The following is a 17,894-nucleotide window of genomic DNA, read 5'->3' on the forward strand; positions in this document are numbered from 1 at the left end:
CCCGACGACGAGTGCGCACAGCGCATACCCGAGCGCATATGCGCTGACCAGCCAGCCGGAGACGCGCGCGCCGACGCCGATCCGGCAGCAGCGAGGCCACAAGAAACGTGTCGGTGCCAATAATGAACATAGTGGCGAACGCGAGCCGTCCGAATACGGGGACCGCTCGGATTCGCCACATGACAATGACGCTGCCATCATGCCGGCTTCGACGTCCTGGCATCTTCCGTATCCGAATGCGAGCCGCTCCGGCGCAGCAGGGACACAAGCGCCCAGATGAGGGCCACCGTGATGAGGATGACGCCCAGTATGGCGCACACGACTGCGACGGCCACACGGGCGTTCGCCACCGGGTTGATGACTGCGTCCATCGGGAAGAACAGCCCGAATGCCCCGATCACCGCTCCCAGCACCAGGCCGAGCGTCCCAAAAACAATCGTCGGCACGCTCGGACCCGTTTTCATCACGATCGGAGCGAGCGGCTGCGGCTCGCGCGGCACCCGCACATACGGCTGCCCCTGGTGATGGCGGTGCGGATTCCACGGCGCCTGTTCGCCTTGCGTGTCCTGCGGAGCGTAACCCCCCTGCGGGAGGTCATAGCCTCTCGGCGGCTCGGTCGCATACAGCGGCACTGAAGCCGAAGCCTCCTGTGCAGCAGCAGATATAGGCTGGTCGCCGATTCCCTCGGGCATGGTCTCGGACTCGGACTCGTCCATTGCAACGCTTCCATCGATGGATTCCGCCCGAAGTTCCATGGGCTCTTCCTCTGTGTTTTTACACTCAGTGTTTTTACACTCTGTGTCTTTACACTCTGTGTCTTTACACTCAGTGCCTTTGCACTCAGTGCCTTTGCACTCAGTGCCTTCATACTCAGTGTCACCATTCACAGTGCCACCATTCACAGTGTCACCATTCTTCTGCACTGCGGTGAGCGGCTCTGTAAGTCGCTCGGTCCCGGTTTCCGCTTCACCGTCTTCGTCTTCATGCGCACTGGGCCATACAGTTTCATCAGCGCCGTCGCCTTCACGGGCGCCGGTCATCTCAGTTCCATCGGAACCCTCGGTCGCATCAACCGGTTTAGCAGCAGGATTCTCCGTCAAACCGGGCATGCTCATCGCGCCAAGAACCTCAGCCGTCTCATCACCCACGCCGTCTGCATCGGCAGGCCCAGCAACGGCGGGCTCAGCAGGCGTGGCACCAGCATCGTCATGCACACGATTCTCATAGGCCGGCATCAACCTGGTATCCATGAAATCCTGTGCAGAGGCCTGCGCGAAATTCTCGGTTTCATCATCGTCGCGATTCGCATTCGGCGTCGTATGCTGCTCACTCATGGCTGTTCTCCTTAGCTGATGCGAATTGCGGCGCATCGGCAGCCGCCAATTGCGAAATAGAAGTTTGCGATCGCTCTTCCGTTGCATGTTCGGCATCGCCATGCACTCGCACATCGCCATTCGCGCCGGCAACGAGTGAAGCAATTGCCCGCGTCAGCGATCCGCGCTGCCCGGCGCTGCGGGAGGCGGCCCCGTTGACTCCGGATTTAGGCTCGGAAGCGTAGCGCACAGATACTTTGCCCTCGATTACGGACGTGGCATTGATCCATAGCTCCGGACCATTGGCTGGCCTTTTCGCATCATCGAAAAGCCAGGCGTAATTGCTGTCATCCTCGTCTGTCGCGTATTGCATGAACTCGAACAGGCTCGCGCTCGTCGACAGCCTGTTGACGGCTGCATATCGATTCCCGATGGAATAAACAGAGCTATAGTAGCCCTTGTTCCCGTTCCCGAAACTATACGAGCACCCGTCAGGCAGCGTGATCGACACCTGCGTGCGGTAGGCGGTGAGATTGATCATGCCAACGGGGCATTGCGAGGTTACGGTTTTGCCGCTGGCGAGCGTGAGATTATGATGCTTACGCCCCTGCGCGTAATCGCGCAGATCGATGGAGGCATGGCTACGGTCATAGTCGTCGCCCACAAATGCGACGCCGTTTTTCAGGATTGCCATATCACGCTCGCCCGAACCGAACGAGCGCGGATTGCGCCCGGAAGCCGTGGTGTACGAGGCGTCGACAATTCTCATGTTGTTGAGATTGTAGGTATAGAATCCGCCGAAGACCGCGACGCAGACCGTGACGAGCCCCGCCAGCAAAGCCACGGGGATCAAGCCTCCTGCGCGCCGGCCCATGAGCCCGAGTACCAGAATCGCAAGACCCAGCAGCAGGCATACTCCAGCGCACCACAGCACCGCCATTTTCACGATATCAGCAAGATAAAGATCCGCATTCAGCCGAATTCCCAGCAGGACGGCCGCCGAGACGAAAATCACCCCGAGCACGACGGCGACCATGCCGAAGCCGGCGGGTTTGCGCCTCGCATACCGCGGCGCAGGAGGCGTCACCGACCTGCGGTATGTTGCCGTAGCCGAGAACGGGGCAGGGCCGGGCGCCCGACCAGCGGCGGGGCCCGCAGGCCTGCCATCCACTCGGCCGTTCCTAGAGCCGGCGGCACTTGGTGTCGCCGTCGATTGCCGGGCGGTGGAGGCGGCGGCATAATTCGTTGGGGATGCGTTGGCCGTACCCCTGTCGTGCTGGTTGTGATGGCGACTGCCCGCAGTGCCGGTTTGGCTGTAGGACCCAGATAAGTGAGTGGCAGAACCTGGCACCGGGCCAGGCTCGGGATCGTATGCGAAACCTGCAGGTGCAGATGTGCCATTGGCCGGGTTAGGGCCGGACCACGGCTGTTGGCGTGCTCGTGAGCCTGGTTGCCCGGAACTTGGCGGAGTTTCCGGGCCGGGCTGCGGCTCCGGCCCGGACGGCGCGTCTCCCTGCGACCCTGAACCAGACGCCGGACCTGTCCAGTCTGAGGCGCGCGCCGCCATGGTTTCTCGATGCGCGAGATTGTTGATCAGCGCCAACAGCAGGGCTGTGGCGAGCGCATTAACGACCAGCCCATACCCCCGAAAGAAAAACACGATGACAAACATGATCAGCGGCCCGAGCATCGGCCAGCGCCACTGCCCGTTGATGAGATCCTCGACGATGATGTGCCCGTCCTGCTCGTCAGGCAGCAGCAGCCACGCGGCGGCGTAGAGCGCCAGACCGAAGCCGAAAGCTGCGATGGATGCAAGCATCAGCGCGCGCACAAGAACCGGACTCCACCCCGCCCGATTCGCCAGCCCGGCGCACACACCACCGATCCAGCGGTCCTCGCCGCGCATGATCCGGCTTTCGCGGATCCATCGGAAGAAGTGCCGAGGATGATTGGCTGCTGATTGCCCATATGGATGCGGCTCAGGCCCATAGTGACCGTATTGTCCATACTGGCCACCTTGACCGCTGTATGGGCCGCCCGCCGGGCCGCCCGGATTGCCGGAGCCGTGTTGGCCGTTTTGCTGCCCGCCGTGGAACCCATACGCGTCTCCTCGCTCATCAGAGGTGTGCTGCCGATTCCATTGGTTTTGCCGACTCTGCGCATAGTCCGCGTGCTGATCGTGCGGCTGCGCCGCGTTATCTGAATTGCTCATGCCTCTATTACATCAAGCGCATGGGCCCGTCCGTATCGGGGAACACCCTGATTGTCCCCTGAATTCCCTGCGCGCCGCTCCCTAAGAGACCCGGCAGGCGGCACAATAGAGGCATGACATCATACGAGGCGCGGCCACATAATGGCTCACCCGGACGGCATGGGCCACAGCCGAAGGGCGCGCAAACGACCCGAGACCCGCACGAGCCGCTGCGGTCCTCGCCCTTGTCCGCGCCGAAGCACCCCGCGATGCTGCCGTTGATGCGCCCGAAGCACGGCCGGGTGCTGTGCGGCGTATGTCTGGGCGTGTCCAAGCACTTGGGGCTGGTCGTGTGGAAGGTACGAATGGCGTTTCTCGGCTCGACGCTGCTGTTCGGCGCCGGATTGATCGCCTATGCATTCCTGTGGATTTTCGTGCCGGTCGGCGATCCGCAGGGCGCAGCCGCGGCTATGCTTCGGGACGCCGAAGACGCCAGCGCGCAGCCGCTGTCGCGCGGGAACCGCTCGTACACTGGCCAACCGCAGAGCAATGCCGCTGCTGACGCAACCTCACACCATCGCGGCGGCGGACAGGACACCCACGATGAACAGGGCGATGCGCCGGATTCATCGGAAAGCCTGTTGATGGCCTTGCGCCGCGCTCCGAAGCCGTCGCTGATCGCTTTCGCGGGCTTGGCGATGGTGGGAATCAGCATCGTGACGCTCGTCTCCGGCATCGCCTTCGGAACGATTGCCGCTACGCTGTTCGCGCTCGCCGGCATCGGCATCGCCTGGCTGCGCTATAACGCATCAACCGGCCAGCTGCGATCCATGATCATCGGGCTGGCGATGCAGTTCTTCGGCTATGCGATTTATATTCTGACGTCGATTGCGCCCGGCTCTGATTCGCCTGGTATTCCCATGATTCTTCTCGCCGGGCTGGCAATGCTCGCGGGAACCGGCGTGTCGATTGTGCCGTGGCTGCATTCGCTCATCCGCGATGTCGGCACCGAACGTGCGCTCAAGGAACGCGAGGAGGAGCGCGCCGACATGGCCGCTCACCTGCACGACGGCGTGCTGCAGACCTTGGCGTTGATTCAACTGCACAGCAAGGAGCCGACTGCGGTGTTCGCGCTGGCACGCCAGCAGGAGCGCGAACTGCGCGACTGGCTTTATCAGGAACGCACGCCGCCCGAACGCTCGGTGAGCCGGGGACTGAACGATATCGCCGCGCAGGTCGAGGACGAGCACGGCAAACCGATCGAAGTGGTGAGCGTGGGCGACGCCCGGCCCAGCGCGCAGACCGACGCGTTGCTTGATGCCACGCGGCAGGCCTTGGTCAACGCGGCCGTGCACGGCGGCGAGCCGATTTCCGTATACTGCGAGGCCTGCAATGGCACGGTCGAGGTGTTTGTGCGCGACCATGGCGCCGGGTTCGAGGTGGATTCCGTGCCGGCCCATCGGCTCGGCATCAGGGAATCGATCATCGGGCGCATCACGCGGCGCGGCGGTACAGTGGAGATCGTGTCGAAGCCGAATTGGGGAACCGAAGTGCGCATGCATATGCCGGTCGCCTGCGTGGGCGACAAGGATGGCAGCGGGAATAATGGCAATACCGGGAACGACTCTGATGACGGTGCGATTGGCGCTGCCAACGGCAACGGGGTTGTCAACGCGGGCAACGGCGACGCGACCGCCAGCGGACTTACCGTCAATCATCAATTATCCGGAGATGTAGGGAATGATAAGGGACGGCGATGAGCGATATCGGCAACGAGCGCACGGGCGACAGCAATTTTTCGAACGACGAGTCTATGGGCGCCGAATCGTCCACGGGGCGCGGCGGCAAAGATCTCAGGCATATCCGCATCGCCGTCGTCGACGACCATGAAATGTTCCGCGCCGGTGTCATCGCCACATTGCAGCCGTATTTCCGGATCGTCGGGCAGGCGGCCGACGTCGAAGGCTCTATCGCGATGATCGGCCAGACCTCGCCCGACGTGGTGCTGCTTGACGTGCATGTGCCCGGCGGCGAAGGCGGAGGTGGTGCGGAGATCCTCGTCAAATCGCAGCCGCTCTCCCCGGGTTCGGCATTCCTGGCACTTTCCGTCTCCGATTCGCCCAAAGACGTCGGCTCCGTGATCCGCGCGGGCGCCCGCGGGTATGTTACCAAGACGATCACCGGGCAGGATCTGATGAATTCGATAGTCCAGGTGTACGAAGGGTACGCGGTGTTCTCGCCCAAGCTCGCCGGATTCGTGCTCTCCACTTTCCAAGGCGTCGCCCCGGCAGCTCACGATGACGAACTCGACCGTCTTTCGGCGCGCGAGCAGGAGGTCATGCGCCTTATCGCCCGCGGATACACCTACAGGGAAGTCGCCGGCGAGCTGTTCATCTCGGTCAAAACCGTCGAAACCCACGTCAGTTCGGTGCTGCGCAAACTCCAGCTCTCCAACCGCTCCGAGCTGACCCGTTGGGCCGCCGATCGCCGCATCGTGTGAATCTGTTGCCGTCTTCGCTCACATTTCTCATATCTATACGTTTGCCAGCTCACTACGCAACTGCTCGGCGTTCTGGAAGAGCATGCCTCGCCAGCCGGCTCGCTGCGCGATTTCGATGCTGCGCGCATTGGCGTCAACGAACAGCACGCTGCCAGGGACGAACCCGAGCTGGCCGAAACGCCTATTGGCGCGACTGATGAGCGCAGGATCAGGCATGAGCAGCCCTTCGCGTGCGGAGATGACGCTGCCAGAGAGCAGCCCAAGCTCAGGAAAAACCTCGCGCGCCAAGTCGCAATCCACGGCTGCCGCATTCGCCAACGTCCAGACGCGAATTCCCTGCGCACGCAAATCGCGCAGCGCAGCGCCCATGTCGGTAACCATGGCACACAAGGCGAGCCGCCGCCGTTCGAGATACACGCGCAGCACCCACGCCACGGCAGGCCCGTGGTGGCGTTCGTAGTCCGCGAGCACCCGCTCCTCGTCCCACCCACATGCCAGCATCGCGTCGTAATAGTCGAAGCCCCAAAGGTCGGCCGGGTCGAGCACCATGTCGATCACGCCGGAAGGGTACTGCCCGGCCAGCGCAAGCCGTGGCTGTCGGTCCACGAGCACTCCGTACCAACCGAATACCACATCGGTAATGCGCGAATCAGTACGCAAATACGCCGAAGCACCCAGGCTATTCACTCTTCGCTTCCCTCATGCCCTCGCTCATTCCTCGTCCTCGGGCAGCAGCTCGGCGTCTTTCACGCCGCTGATGCGGGCCAGCGAGCTCACCATATCCCCAGTCACCTTGCCTTGCACCCGTATCTCCACCGCCACCATGCCGCCGGAATCAGCACCGGATTGAGATTCGACATTGCGCGAGGAGACCACTTGCGTCTCGAAGCCTTCCTGTTCGAGTTCAAGCAATGAGGAGCGCAGCGAGCCCTTACCATTGCGATAGGTCAGGCGGATCGTCGCATGGAGTTCCCGCCGTGTCAGGCGGTGGGCGAGCGGCGCGACGCCCAGCACCACGAGAAAATACAGGAACGCCGTCAATATGCCCAGCGAAAACAGGTTGGCTGCCGCTGCCATGCCGATCGCGGCGGATACCCAGATGCCGGCCGCCGTGGTCAGCCCGCGGACGTTGTCGCGGTGCACGAAGATCACGCCGGCGCCGATGAAGCCGATGCCGGAGACCACTTGGGCCGCGATGCGGGAAGGATCCCAGCCACTATTCGGCCCCGCAAGCGCACGATATCCATAGAAAGAGACCATAGTGAACAGCCAACTGCCGATGCCGACAAGCACATTCGTGCGAATGCCGGCCGCCTTGTCATGATATTCGCGTTCGAAGCCGATCAGACCGCACAGCAGCACCGTCATCGCGGCCGAGCCCAGCTGGCTCCATGTGGGCAAGTCAAAGAGCTGAGTCATCGCGGTTCTCCTTCGAAAACATGGTCCCCATATTTCACAAAGGGACAGACATGGCAGCATCTTGACCAGTCTATAGGGCACGATCGCAGAACTAACCCTCAACGTCCAAGCCAGGCATTTCCGGCTCGCCTAGATTGTATGACCCACTCGGCCTCTGTGGCCCTTTTGCATCCTTCGCGGCGGCGGAGAACCTCACATAGCCGGAGTGATACATGGTGAAGCGCGCCCACGGGGCGACGGAGACCGCGGTGCCGCTTTCGAAAAGCCTCCCGTCGGCCTCCCGGGCTATGTCGTAAATCGATGCCGTGGCGTTGCATTTCAGCGACTGTTTTGCGCACTCCCCTAGTCATCCAAGCCCCGAAGTCTTTGGACCCGCACTGCGCGCGGCGGGAATGCCGTCGATCTCAAGCCAGTAGGTGCCGGGAGTCGGGATCATGAGCATGGTCGGTCCCAGCGTCTGCGCCGTGCCCAAGGCCGGCGAGAGCCCGGAAGTCAGCGCGCTGTTGCCGTGGGCTTCGGCAGTGACGATGATGCCCTGCCCACCGGTATACGTTCGCGCCGCGCGCGCCGCGGGATCATTGCCTTCCGAGCCGGTGCACTGGAACATCGCACGGTCGAGTCCACCGGGCATGGCTGTCAGGATGTCCTCGCCGTAATTCAAGGCGTTCTCGTGCAGATAGCGAGTATGCGTGTTGAGCAACGATGCCTGGTTCGCGATAGCTTCGACTACGCGCGGATTGCCGTGCCCCACCGATACGACATTGTTGTACACGTCTGGATATTCGACGCCATCCGCATCCCACAGGTGCGAGCCGACGCCTTTGACCAGATGCACAGGCTTGCGGTAGAACAGCCGGTACGCCGGCCCCAGCACCTCGCGCTCTTCCGTCAGCTTGCGCGTCTCGGGATCCAATTCCTTCGCCGTTTCGGACCGGAAGCTGGTGATGTCCACCATCGTTGAACGGGTTGCCGTTGTCGCGCTCTATTCCTTCTGCCATCGATGTTCGAGGGTTTGATGTTCATGTGAATTAATTTCTTGCGTTCCACGCCGTATACGCCTATGAACGGAGGAGATCAGCTCATTTCGGTGACGAACGCCGACCGATGAGCGTGAAAAGCGTCTGGGCCGCCACCAGACACATGCCGATGAAGATCTTCGGGCGCCGCAGCAGATCACGCACGGATGACGGACCGGATATCATATACTCTCCGGCCAGCAGCCGCAAAGGATGCCGCACGCGACGTGAAACCAAGTCGCCGTAAGTCAGCAGCCGGGTTTCGTATTGCTCGGGTTTGTCCTCTTGGAATACGAACAGGCGCAACGCGCGATCGGCGGCCTTCGGCCCGTAGGAGCGGAACCCACAGGTCGGCGCGTAGCCCAAGTCCACGCCGTCAATATGCCCGATGAAATTGTTCTTGTGGTCATGCCCGCAGAACAGGGCGAAGTAGCCGCCCGAGGAGCGAATGCGCTCGACTTCGCCAACGGCCCGTTCCGAACAGCATGGGCCTTCTCCCAGCGTGGAGCCCGGCCGGCAGACCTCAGAGTTGATGACGTAGCAGGAATCCGAGAACGCCCGATAGCCTTCGACGGCATAGGGCGTGAACGGCGACGCCTTTTTCAGGCACTGGTAGAAATCCTGCGGCGGAATGTGCTGGAAAACGATGGCGGGCACGCGCGGGCCGGTGCCGCTGACGGCGTCCTCGGCGCTGGCAAGCCACTCGACCGCCGCATCGCTGGGAGAGCCGTAGCCGCCGCCGGGCTCGAAATCGCCGGAATTGACCATCATGATGCTCATGGCGGTGCGCTTGCCATCATGCGAAGCGATCGGCAAGGCGAAGGTTCCGGGCTCGCAAGCCAGCGGGCCTGCAGCCGATGCGGCACCGTCTTCGACCTTGGGATTGAGGCATCCCGCGAATTCGCGGTACATATCGTCCTGCTCGTCGGGAAGGATCCCACATTGGAAATCATGATTCCCGTAGGTCGCTGCAAAGGGGATTCCCCGCGAGACGATAGGCCCCAGGAATTGCGAGAACGAATGGCGGATCTTGGCGCGCGTGCCCGCCATGCTTTCGCCGCCATCCGCTATCGCATCGTCGATTCTGCCGGCAGGCCCGTTGCATTCGGCAAGCAGCTGTTCGACGCGCATGGGCAGCGGAAGCCGGGCGCCGGGCTCGTCGCCGCGCCTCGCCATGAACGTAGGAGCATAGGCCGCATCGTAGCCGCGCACCTGATCGCCGGTGAGCACCACGAGATCAGGATCGGCCGCTATGACCGCCCGCTCGATCAGCGCCACGGTATCGGAATCGACATCAGGACCGTCTTGAACGTCTGCCAGCTGGAGCACGCGCAACGTCCCGTTCTCGCGGAAACGCAAGGCGTGCTGGATTTTCTTCCGGGAATTGCGCCGGCGGCTCGGCTGCCGGCGACCGGATTTGCGTCCGCGTTGGGGTTTCGCAGCTGATTCAGCCGGCTGCGCCGATTCAGACAATCCCGGTGCATCGGCTGGGTCTGCCGACGGTTCAAATTCAGTCGATTCGGACAGTTCGGACGATATCATTGCGCTTCCCTTTCCGCTGCGCTGTCTTCGGCCCAGCGCAGCCCTATCGGCTCGGCGACCACGGCTTCGGACCTGATCGCCACGCGGACGCGCTCATGCGAGTGGTAGTTGGCTCGGCGCATGCTGCGAAGCCAGCAGCATGGCTCCGGCCCTCGCCGTCGTGCGTTCGATGGAGTCGCGATAATTTTCGCTCAAGACCTCGAAATCGCCTTGCGGATCGGGTGTGAGCATGACATTTTCCGGCCTGACGTACACCTTCGCTAAAGCGTTCTCCCAGCGCCCCTCAGCGCGGAGCTGGGCCGATCTACCGGGGGCGTCCCAATGGAAACGCGTGAATCCGTACGGTGGGTTCCAGCTGCGCGATTGCCTGTGGAACGGCGCCGCGCACACGCCTTGGAACAGCCGGAACGGGGCGGGCGAGCCCTTGGCACGACCGCTGAAGGTCACGAGGCTCACGCACGGTTCTGCACGAAAAAGAAGATTGCAGCATGATTTCGTCATGCCTGTGTGTGCTATACCCCACGCAATCGCAGGTCTTGCCTCCGCGGATTGCGCAGAATGCTGAAATCGCGTCATTAAATTTGCGCAACACACAGGTCCACACAGGTATTTTCATTATGTGAGGCGTTACCGGAGGACTGCAGCGGTCTATCCGCATTGCGTGAGGCGCTGTTATGCGGAGCTTCGAGTATCAGCCGGCCGAAACCGCCATTTTCAGCCGGCTCTGCCCGGAAGTCACGAGATTAACGTCTCACACAACGTAGGCACACGGGGAAGATGAGAATCCCACACTAGAAATACGAAAAACACAGAAAAATGTCTTGCGACATGCATGACAACACATGCCGCAAGACATCACATTCGCGGACAGGGCGGGATTCGAACCCGCGGTGGGTTGCCCCACAACGGTTTTCAAGACCGTCTCCTTAGGCCGCTCGGACACCTGTCCACTGTGCCCCGCACGCAAAGCACAAATCGTAACTATAACCGACGAAACCGACATCGGGACGCGATTTCACCGCATGGGCCAAACCGCGCCCAAGTCATGAAACCTTAAAAAGGGAGCCGCCTCACGCCTCCCACGTTCTTGGCTCGATCACCTCGCGGCCGCCCATATAAGGACGCATCGCCGCAGGGATCTCAATCGAGCCATCGGCCTGCTGGTGGTTTTCCATGATCGCGACGAGCCAGCGCGTAGTGGCCAGCGTGCCGTTCAATGTGGACACCGGCCGGGTCGAACCGTCTTCGAACCGTTCGCGGATGTTGAGGCGCCGCGCCTGGTATTCCGTGCAGTTCGAGGTGGACGTCAGTTCGCGGTAGCGGCCCTGGGTCGGCACCCATGCCTCGTTGTCGAACTTGCGGGCCGCAGAAGAGCCGAGGTCGCCGGCAGCGGTGTCGATGGTGCGGTAAGGCACCTCGACCTTGTGCAGCATCTCCTCCTCCATCGCGAGCAGACGCAGGTGCATGTCGCGGGAATCCTCCTGCTTGCAATAGACGAACATTTCGACCTTATCGAACTGATGGACGCGGATGATGCCGCTCGTATCCTTGCCCGCGGCGCCGGCCTCGCGTCGGTAGCAGCTGGACCAGCCCGCATAGCGCAGCGGGCCGTTGCTCAGGTCGAGAATCTCGTTCTCGTGCATGCCGGCGAGCGCCACTTCGGAGGTGCCGACCAAATACTGGTCGTCGGGGTCGCGAAGCCTGTAGATCTCATCGGCGTGCGAATTGAGGAACCCGGTTCCGGCCATGATCTCGGGGCGCACCAGCGTCGGCGTGATGGTCAGCGTAAAGCCTTCGGATTCGGCCTGGTCGACGGCCATGGTCAGCATGGCGATCTGCAGGCGCGCGACTGCGCCGCGCAGGAAGTAGAAGCGCGAGCCGGAGACTTTCGCGCCGCGGCGCATATCGATGCCGGCGACGCCAAGGCCCAGCGTCAGGTGATCCTTCGGATCGAAGCCTTCGGCCGCAAAGTCACGAATATCGCCGACTTTCTTGACGACGACGTAATCGTCCTCCCCGCCTTCGGGCGCCTCTGGCTCTACGATATTCGACAGCTTCCACATCGCGGTGGTATAGGTTTCGGCCGCCTCGTCGGATGCCGCTTTGAATTGCGACACGGACTGCGACAGCTCTTTGGTGCGCGCGATAAGCGCCGCCTTCTCATCGCCTTTCGCCGCAGCAACTTGCTTGCCAAGCGCCTTCTGCTCGGCGCGCGCCGCCTCGAACTCCTTGAGCGAAGCTCGCCGCGACTCGTCGGCCCCCAGCACTTCATCCACAAGCTCCACGGATTCCCCGCGTTTGCGTTGTGATTCCTTCACTATATCGGCATGATCGCGTATGAATTGGATATCAAGCATGGCTTCAAGAGTAATGCCGCAAGCCGACACGCAGACGAGGATGTTGCATCGCATGCCCGCTTTGCATTCAATTGCGTACTCGCTGTCTCGCAACGCATGGCTGGTTTTCATGCATAATCGCCCGGCAGCACGCATAATTGCAGGCTTTCGTGCAGGAATCGTCGACGTCCTATTCGCGCAGGGCGTTTCGCGCCGCGAACGCGCACAATAGAAAACATGCCTACCACTGCGCTCATTGTCATCGTCTGCATCGTCGCCGTTATCGCACTCATTGTCGCGGCCGTGCTTGGCGTGCGCGCGTATCAGCGACGCCGCATGACGAAGAGGCTTGCGCAGCGCGACAGGGATCAAGTGCATTACGCGTTCATCATCAATCCTTCCAAGCCGCAGGCCGCCGAGCTGCGGCCGCATATCGAGGAGTTTTGCAAACGCAAGAAGCTCACGCAGGTCGAGTTCATCGATACCCAGCTAGACAAAGACGGTCGCGCCTGTGCGCTTGAAGCGCTTGATCATGGCGCCGACGTGCTAATCGCGGTGGGCGGCGACGGCACCGTGCGCACGGTGGCGAGCGTTGTCTCGGGCACCGAACATACCCTGGGCATCATCCCCATCGGCACGGGCAATCTGTTCGCACGCAATATGGGCATTCCGATCGATGACGTCGACGCTGCCCTTACGGTGGCCACTTCGCATGGCTCTCGGCAGGTCGATATGGGCCGGCTTTCACTGCTCGATCATCCGCAGGACGAGCGCGGGCATGCATTCCTGATCATCGCCGGCATCGGCTTTGACGCGCTCATGATCGACGACACCGATCCCCAGCTGAAGAAGAACATCAGTTGGCTGGCATATTTCGTCAGCGGATTCCGCCACTTGTTCTCTCCCAAATACCGCGGCACGGTCACGATGACCGGCACGGATGGCGAGATCCACAGCTCTCCAACCGTGGCTTTCCGCACGTTCCTGGCTGGCAACTGCGGGCAGATCCCGATGGTTTCGCTTATGCCCGAAGCCACCTATGACGACGGGCTGCTCGATTTCGAGCTGATCGACACGTCGGGCGGCATCATCGGCTGGGCGAACCTGTTCGGCGATGTGGTGCATCAGACGATGACGGGCAAGCCGTCGCAGAGCCCGCTCTCGACCAATTCGACCCTCGATCAGATCCAAGGCGTCAGCGCGGAAATCACACTGGAGCGCAAGGCGCTGGCGCAGGTCGATGGCGATATCGTAGGAGAAACCAAGCATCTTCGTTTCGATGTGGACCATCGTTCGCTGCGCGTGCGCGTGCCGCAGCTGGATGGACCGGATGCAGGCGGCGGCACCGGCGCATCGAGCGAAAACACAGGCCCATCGCCACAGCAATAAATGAAGGCCGCAAGACGGACAACGAAACTGCCGACTGACTGCCGACTGACTGCCGACTGACTGCCGATCGCCTGTCAGCTCATATCGGCGGCGACGCGGGCCACATGCAAGGTCAGATACGCGACTTCGTCGTCGGTAAGGCTCGCGTTCAGCCGCAGCTGTATGACCGCGGCGATTTTCCACGCGCAGGACTCGGCATCCGCATAGGCCTGGCGGATCGAATTCACGATCGGCTCCGGTTCGTTGGCAAGCTGCCGATTCTGACTGATGCGCACGAACAGATAGCGTAGATGGGTGATGAAACGGCCGACGCTCACGCTGTGCTGGTCGATTGTGATCGAATAAGTCTGCTCTACGATCGAGAGGATCTGCTGGATGATGCCGGTCATCTTATAGGTATATGACAAGTCGCCTGTCGAGAATCCGGCGTTGACCAAATGCAACGCGAATGCCACCGCTTCCTTTTGCGGCAGCGCATTATCCAAATGCCGGTTGAGCTCGTTCAGCAACTGTTCCGCCACCGTGTATTCACGCGCGTACAGCGAACGAACCTCGGCCTGCAATGGGTAGACGATGTTATCTGAATGGCGGGCTCGTCGCAAGGCGCCTGCCACATGATCGGCCAACGACATGACCAAGGTGGGCTGGGTCTCGCATTGCTCGGCGAGGCCGACTTTGGCCATGGCATCGGTGACCAAACGAATGATTTCCGGTGGAATCTCGGAGAGCAGCTCCGCGAGATGATCCGGGTCGCGTCCATCGGAAGGAACGAAGGTCCTGATCACTTTCGCGTCGTCGACCCGCTGGCCCGGGTGTGCCTTGAACCCCAAGCCACGCCCGGTCAGGATCACCACGCCATCCCCGCGTTTGGCGAGAACGACATTGTTGTTGAACACGCGAAGTATCTCCAAGAACCTTCCTTCCCGCCTCTGCACTACCGCACGAACCAGTAACTGGACTGACGCACTGATGCGCCGGCCGCGCACGGAACCCATCATATCGGGAAGCGTGCGCAGCCAGCGCATCAGCATGATCAGACTCACCCAGCGCATGCGACATCTGCCGTGTCAGCAGTGCCGCGTGCGCCTTCGTGCCCGGTGAGATCAGTGCACGATGTCCAGCACGGGGTCGCCCGCCTGTACATCCTTGCCGGTCTGCGGCGTCACGCTGCCAAGCGCGGCGGTGTTCGTGACGGTGATGAGCGTCGTGGTGCTGTACCCTGCCGCCTTGACCTTATCAAAGTCGACTGTGACCAGTGTATCGCCAACGTTAACGCGCTGGCCGTTGGCCACGGCGACAGTGAAACCGTCACCATTCATCTGCACCGTGTCGATGCCGACATGGACCAGCACCTCCACGCCGTCATCCGTCGCGATGCCGAAGGCGTGACCGGTTTCGGCCACGGTGCGCAGCGTTCCGGACACCGGAGCGACGATGGCCGAACTCGTCGGTTGGATGCCGACGCCCTCGCCCAGCGCCCTGGAAGCGAATACCGGATCGCCGGCGTCATCCAGCGAGACGACATGACCGGAGACTGGAGCGGCGACAACGGTTGTCGCGGTAGCCGTTGCCGTAGCGGCCGCAGCAGCGGCAGCCGGGGCGGCGGCAACAGCCGGGGCCGGAGTGGCGACGGTGGCCTGAGCCGCGTCAGCAGCAGCGGCGGCCTTGACGGCAGCCTTCTCTTCCGGCGTGCGGTAGTCGAAGAAGATGATGCCGAACATTGCGACGCAGAAGGCCACGGCGATCGAAATCGCATAGACCCAAACCTGGCTGAAGATCGGGATGGTCAGCAGAGACGTGAAGGCGAAGCCGTTCGCGGTAACGCCATGGACTGAGGCGCCCTTGACCACGGAGGGGAAGAGCCAGCCGAGGACAGCGATGGTCACGCCACCGGCTGCGCAGCCGGGCAGCATACGGCTGTAGACCTTCTTGTAGCGAAGATGGATGCCGTAGAGGCTGGGTTCGGACACGCCGCCGAGCAGGCCGGCGAGCAGCGCGCCAAGCGAGAGCTGGCGCATGTCCTTGTCCTTATCGCGGATGGAGAGGTACAGCACACCGGCGGTGGCGCCGAAGCAAGCGAAGTTCCATGTGCCCATCGGGCCTTGGATGAAGTCGTAGCCGAGCGTGTTGAGGTTGAGCAGCATCAGGGCGTTGAGCGGCCAATGCAGGCCGAGCGGCACCAGGAACGGGTAGAGCATCGGGATGATGATGGCGAGTACGAATGGCACGTAGTGATTCAGCCATGCCAGGCCGATGCCGAGATAGTTGCCTGCGAAGACGCCGAGCGGGCCGATGAGGTAGGCGCTCAGCGCGCCGACGATCACCATGCACAGGAACGGCACGAAGACGATCTGCACGCTTTCGGGGATGATCTTGTTCAGGCCCTTGTACACCAGCGCCAGCACAGCGGCCATGAGCAGCGGCACGAACACGTTGCCGCTGTAGTCGTTGAGGATCATCGGCAGGCCGAAGACCTTGGCCGTGCAGATCTGGGTTCCCAGCGCCTTGTTCGGCACGCAGGAAATGGCGTCACTCCAGCCCTGCATGGAAGTAAGATCCACGCCAGTGACGGCCGAAACGGCCTTGAGGGAAATGCCCTTGCCTTTGCCCAGGAACATGCTCATGAACTGCGGGGTCATGAGCATGCCCATGATGGCGCCACCGAGCCAGGGATCGACCTTGAGCTTCTTGGACGCATTGTAGGCGATCATGATAGGCAGGAAGTAGAACACGCCCTTCCAGATGGCCTCAATGAAGACCAGACCGGTGCTCGTCTCGGATCCGTCGATGACGTTGATTGAGATGAGCAGGTTGATCAACGCGATGAACAGCGACGCGCCGAGCAGCACGGCTAGGATCGGGCGGAACGAATCGGACAGGTATTCGAAGAAGGAGTTCACCCAAGCGTTCTTGCTCTTGCCTTTGGCATGAGCCTCGGCCTTGACGTCGGCGTTCGTCTCGGCCGCACTGGCCTCGACAGTGCCGCCAGCGCGTCCTGCCATCTCCGGCAGTTCCATGACCTCCTCATATACGGTGGCGACTGCGCCGCCGATGACGACTTGATAACGGTTTCCGGACTGTGGAACTGCCCCCAGCACGCCCTTGATGCCCTCCATACGTTTCTGGTCGACCCTGCCGTTGTCGAACAGTTCGAAACGCAGTCGCGTGGCGCAGTGCGTCAACGTTTTGACGTTCTCGGCGCCGCCGATAGCAGAGATGATCTGCGATGCTCGTGATTCAGCCATCTCAATCCTTCCTTAGAATCTCTCGATTGTTGCCAATCTTTGTTGCAAATCCTCGCAAGGTTGCGGGAATAAAAAAAGACCTGAGGTATAGATAGCCCACTATCCGTACCTCAGGTCTTGCGTCTTCACTCGAGTTGCAACCCTGCAATGAATCTTCTCAAGTGTAGATCGTCCCGCGCCTATCGGCAAGTCGGAGTGTCGAACCGTTAGCCAGACGGCCTGGTAGGCCGTCCGCAGGTTCAGCTGTCCTCAGGTTCAACCGAGTGACCACCAAGGGCGCAGGGCTGAGCCATAAAGCAGGCAACGCGGCGCATTGCCTGTAGACGAAGTGAGGCTCCGGCAAGGAGCCGAAGGGCGGTGCCTCGGGCTGAGCTACGACCAGAGCGCAATCGGATCAGAAATCCAGCCACCCCAACCATCGAAGCGTTGGGCAACCGCCCTACCCCGAGAAGCACGCGAATCGCGGCACAGTGGCACAATGGTGGCATGGTTGCAATTAATGCGGGCAAACCCGCCACCCCAGCTGATCTGATCGATGTTGATGAAGTCGTCGGCAAATATTACGACTGCATCCCCGACCCCGCGAACCTCGAGCAGCGTGTCTCCTTCGGTACCTCGGGGCACCGCGGCTCCTCGCTGAAGACCTCTTTCAACGAGGCCCATATCGTGGCCATTTCCCAAGCCATCGCCGAATACCGCAAGTCCGCCGGCGTCACCGGGCCACTGTACATCGGCCGCGACACGCATGCGCTTTCCGCGCCGGCACAGAAAACCGCCATCGAAGTGCTGGTCGCGAACGGCGTGCGTGTGCGCATAGACTCGCGCGACGACGTCGTGCCGACGCCGGTTATTTCGCAGGCCATTCTGACTCATAATCGTGCGCAGGACGGCACGCAACGCTTCGCCGGCGAAGGATTGGCCGATGGCATTGTCGTCACCCCGT

Annotated in this window: 13 protein-coding genes, 1 tRNA gene and 1 pseudogene; 4 read left to right on the forward strand and 11 right to left on the reverse strand. The window is 61.7% G+C overall.

The features are described from left to right. Positions 1–197: 197 nt before the first annotated feature. Positions 198–1,334, reverse strand: a complete 1,137-nt coding sequence (locus LKG04_RS05445; RefSeq protein ID WP_291761357.1) for a hypothetical protein — start codon at positions 1,332–1,334, stop codon at positions 198–200. Next, a complete protein-coding gene (locus tag LKG04_RS05450; protein WP_291761356.1) occupies positions 1,327–3,525 on the reverse strand; it encodes a PspC domain-containing protein in 2,199 nt (732 codons plus the stop codon). Before LKG04_RS05450 ends, LKG04_RS05445 begins: the two co-directional genes overlap by 8 nt. Before the next feature lie 248 nt (positions 3,526–3,773). Here LKG04_RS05450 and LKG04_RS05455 point away from each other — a divergent pair, with 248 nt between their 5' ends. Next, on the forward strand, positions 3,774–5,264 hold the full coding sequence (locus tag LKG04_RS05455; protein ID WP_363300901.1) for an ATP-binding protein: 1,491 nt from the start codon (positions 3,774–3,776) through the stop codon (positions 5,262–5,264). A gap of 53 nt (positions 5,265–5,317) precedes the next feature. Beyond that, positions 5,318–6,004 carry a LuxR C-terminal-related transcriptional regulator gene (locus tag LKG04_RS05460; RefSeq protein WP_291761432.1) on the forward strand — a complete coding sequence of 229 codons (687 nt, stop codon included), beginning with the start codon at positions 5,318–5,320 and terminating at the stop codon, positions 6,002–6,004. 33 nt (positions 6,005–6,037) lie between these two features. Here the strand turns inward: LKG04_RS05460 and LKG04_RS05465 are convergent, their stop codons facing one another. From LKG04_RS05465 to serS, 7 genes are all read right to left on the reverse strand, one after another. Beyond that, positions 6,038–6,691, reverse strand: a complete 654-nt coding sequence (locus LKG04_RS05465; RefSeq protein ID WP_291761352.1) for a hypothetical protein — start codon at positions 6,689–6,691, stop codon at positions 6,038–6,040. Between the two features lie 24 nt (positions 6,692–6,715). Continuing rightward, positions 6,716–7,423: an MgtC/SapB family protein gene (locus tag LKG04_RS05470; RefSeq protein ID WP_291761350.1), complete on the reverse strand. Its 708-nt coding sequence runs from the start codon at positions 7,421–7,423 to the stop codon at positions 6,716–6,718. A 346-nt stretch (positions 7,424–7,769) separates the two neighbouring features. Further along, positions 7,770–8,378: an aminotransferase class III-fold pyridoxal phosphate-dependent enzyme gene (locus tag LKG04_RS05475; protein WP_291761348.1), complete on the reverse strand. Its 609-nt coding sequence runs from the start codon at positions 8,376–8,378 to the stop codon at positions 7,770–7,772. Positions 8,379–8,502: 124 nt separating this feature from the next. Beyond that, entirely contained in the window at positions 8,503–9,981 is a 1,479-nt protein-coding gene (locus tag LKG04_RS05480) for a metallophosphoesterase family protein (RefSeq protein WP_291761346.1), read from the reverse strand. A gap of 93 nt (positions 9,982–10,074) precedes the next feature. Then, positions 10,075–10,437, reverse strand: coding sequence for a hypothetical protein (locus tag LKG04_RS05485; protein ID WP_291761344.1), 363 nt, complete (start codon positions 10,435–10,437; stop codon positions 10,075–10,077). Between the two features lie 408 nt (positions 10,438–10,845). Continuing rightward, positions 10,846–10,930: transfer RNA gene (locus LKG04_RS05490), tRNA-Ser, on the reverse strand. A 121-nt stretch (positions 10,931–11,051) separates the two neighbouring features. Further along, positions 11,052–12,338 carry a serine--tRNA ligase gene (gene serS, locus LKG04_RS05495; RefSeq protein WP_291761342.1) on the reverse strand — a complete coding sequence of 429 codons (1,287 nt, stop codon included), beginning with the start codon at positions 12,336–12,338 and terminating at the stop codon, positions 11,052–11,054. 216 nt (positions 12,339–12,554) lie between these two features. Between serS and LKG04_RS05500 the strand changes: the two genes are divergently transcribed. Beyond that, entirely contained in the window at positions 12,555–13,706 is a 1,152-nt protein-coding gene (locus LKG04_RS05500; RefSeq protein WP_291761341.1) for a diacylglycerol/lipid kinase family protein, read from the forward strand. A 74-nt stretch (positions 13,707–13,780) separates the two neighbouring features. Here LKG04_RS05500 and LKG04_RS05505 read toward each other — a convergent pair whose 3' ends face one another. Beyond that, complete coding sequence (locus tag LKG04_RS05505) at positions 13,781–14,617, reverse strand: PRD domain-containing protein (RefSeq protein ID WP_291761430.1); 837 nt, start codon at positions 14,615–14,617, stop codon at positions 13,781–13,783. A 192-nt stretch (positions 14,618–14,809) separates the two neighbouring features. Then, entirely contained in the window at positions 14,810–16,951 is a 2,142-nt protein-coding gene (locus LKG04_RS05510) for a glucose PTS transporter subunit IIA (RefSeq protein ID WP_291761339.1), read from the reverse strand. A gap of 486 nt (positions 16,952–17,437) precedes the next feature. Here LKG04_RS05510 and LKG04_RS05515 point away from each other — a divergent pair. Further along, positions 17,438–17,894 (forward strand): annotated as a pseudogene (locus LKG04_RS05515) (phosphoglucomutase, alpha-D-glucose phosphate-specific); the annotation flags it as partial.

The organism is Bifidobacterium sp. (assembly GCF_022640935.1).
Lineage (GTDB): Bacteria > Actinomycetota > Actinomycetes > Actinomycetales > Bifidobacteriaceae > Bifidobacterium.

Bases quoted from the DNA above. Each gene is read 5' to 3' on its own strand.
- serS (WP_291761342.1), bottom strand. From the start codon at position 12,338: ATGCTTGATATCCAATTCATACGCGATCATGCCGATATAGTGAAGGAA.
- LKG04_RS05480 (WP_291761346.1), bottom strand. From the start codon at position 9,981: ATGATATCGTCCGAACTGTCCGAATCGACTGAATTTGAACCGTCGGCA.
- LKG04_RS05475 (WP_291761348.1), bottom strand. From the start codon at position 8,378: ATGGTGGACATCACCAGCTTCCGGTCCGAAACGGCGAAGGAATTGGAT.
- LKG04_RS05500 (WP_291761341.1), top strand. From the start codon at position 12,555: ATGCCTACCACTGCGCTCATTGTCATCGTCTGCATCGTCGCCGTTATC.
- LKG04_RS05510 (WP_291761339.1), bottom strand. From the start codon at position 16,951: ATGGCTGAATCACGAGCATCGCAGATCATCTCTGCTATCGGCGGCGCC.
- LKG04_RS05455 (WP_363300901.1), top strand. From the start codon at position 3,774: ATGCTGCCGTTGATGCGCCCGAAGCACGGCCGGGTGCTGTGCGGCGTA.
- LKG04_RS05460 (WP_291761432.1), top strand. From the start codon at position 5,318: ATGGGCGCCGAATCGTCCACGGGGCGCGGCGGCAAAGATCTCAGGCAT.
- LKG04_RS05450 (WP_291761356.1), bottom strand. From the start codon at position 3,525: ATGAGCAATTCAGATAACGCGGCGCAGCCGCACGATCAGCACGCGGAC.
- LKG04_RS05470 (WP_291761350.1), bottom strand. From the start codon at position 7,423: ATGACTCAGCTCTTTGACTTGCCCACATGGAGCCAGCTGGGCTCGGCC.
- LKG04_RS05445 (WP_291761357.1), bottom strand. From the start codon at position 1,334: ATGAGTGAGCAGCATACGACGCCGAATGCGAATCGCGACGATGATGAA.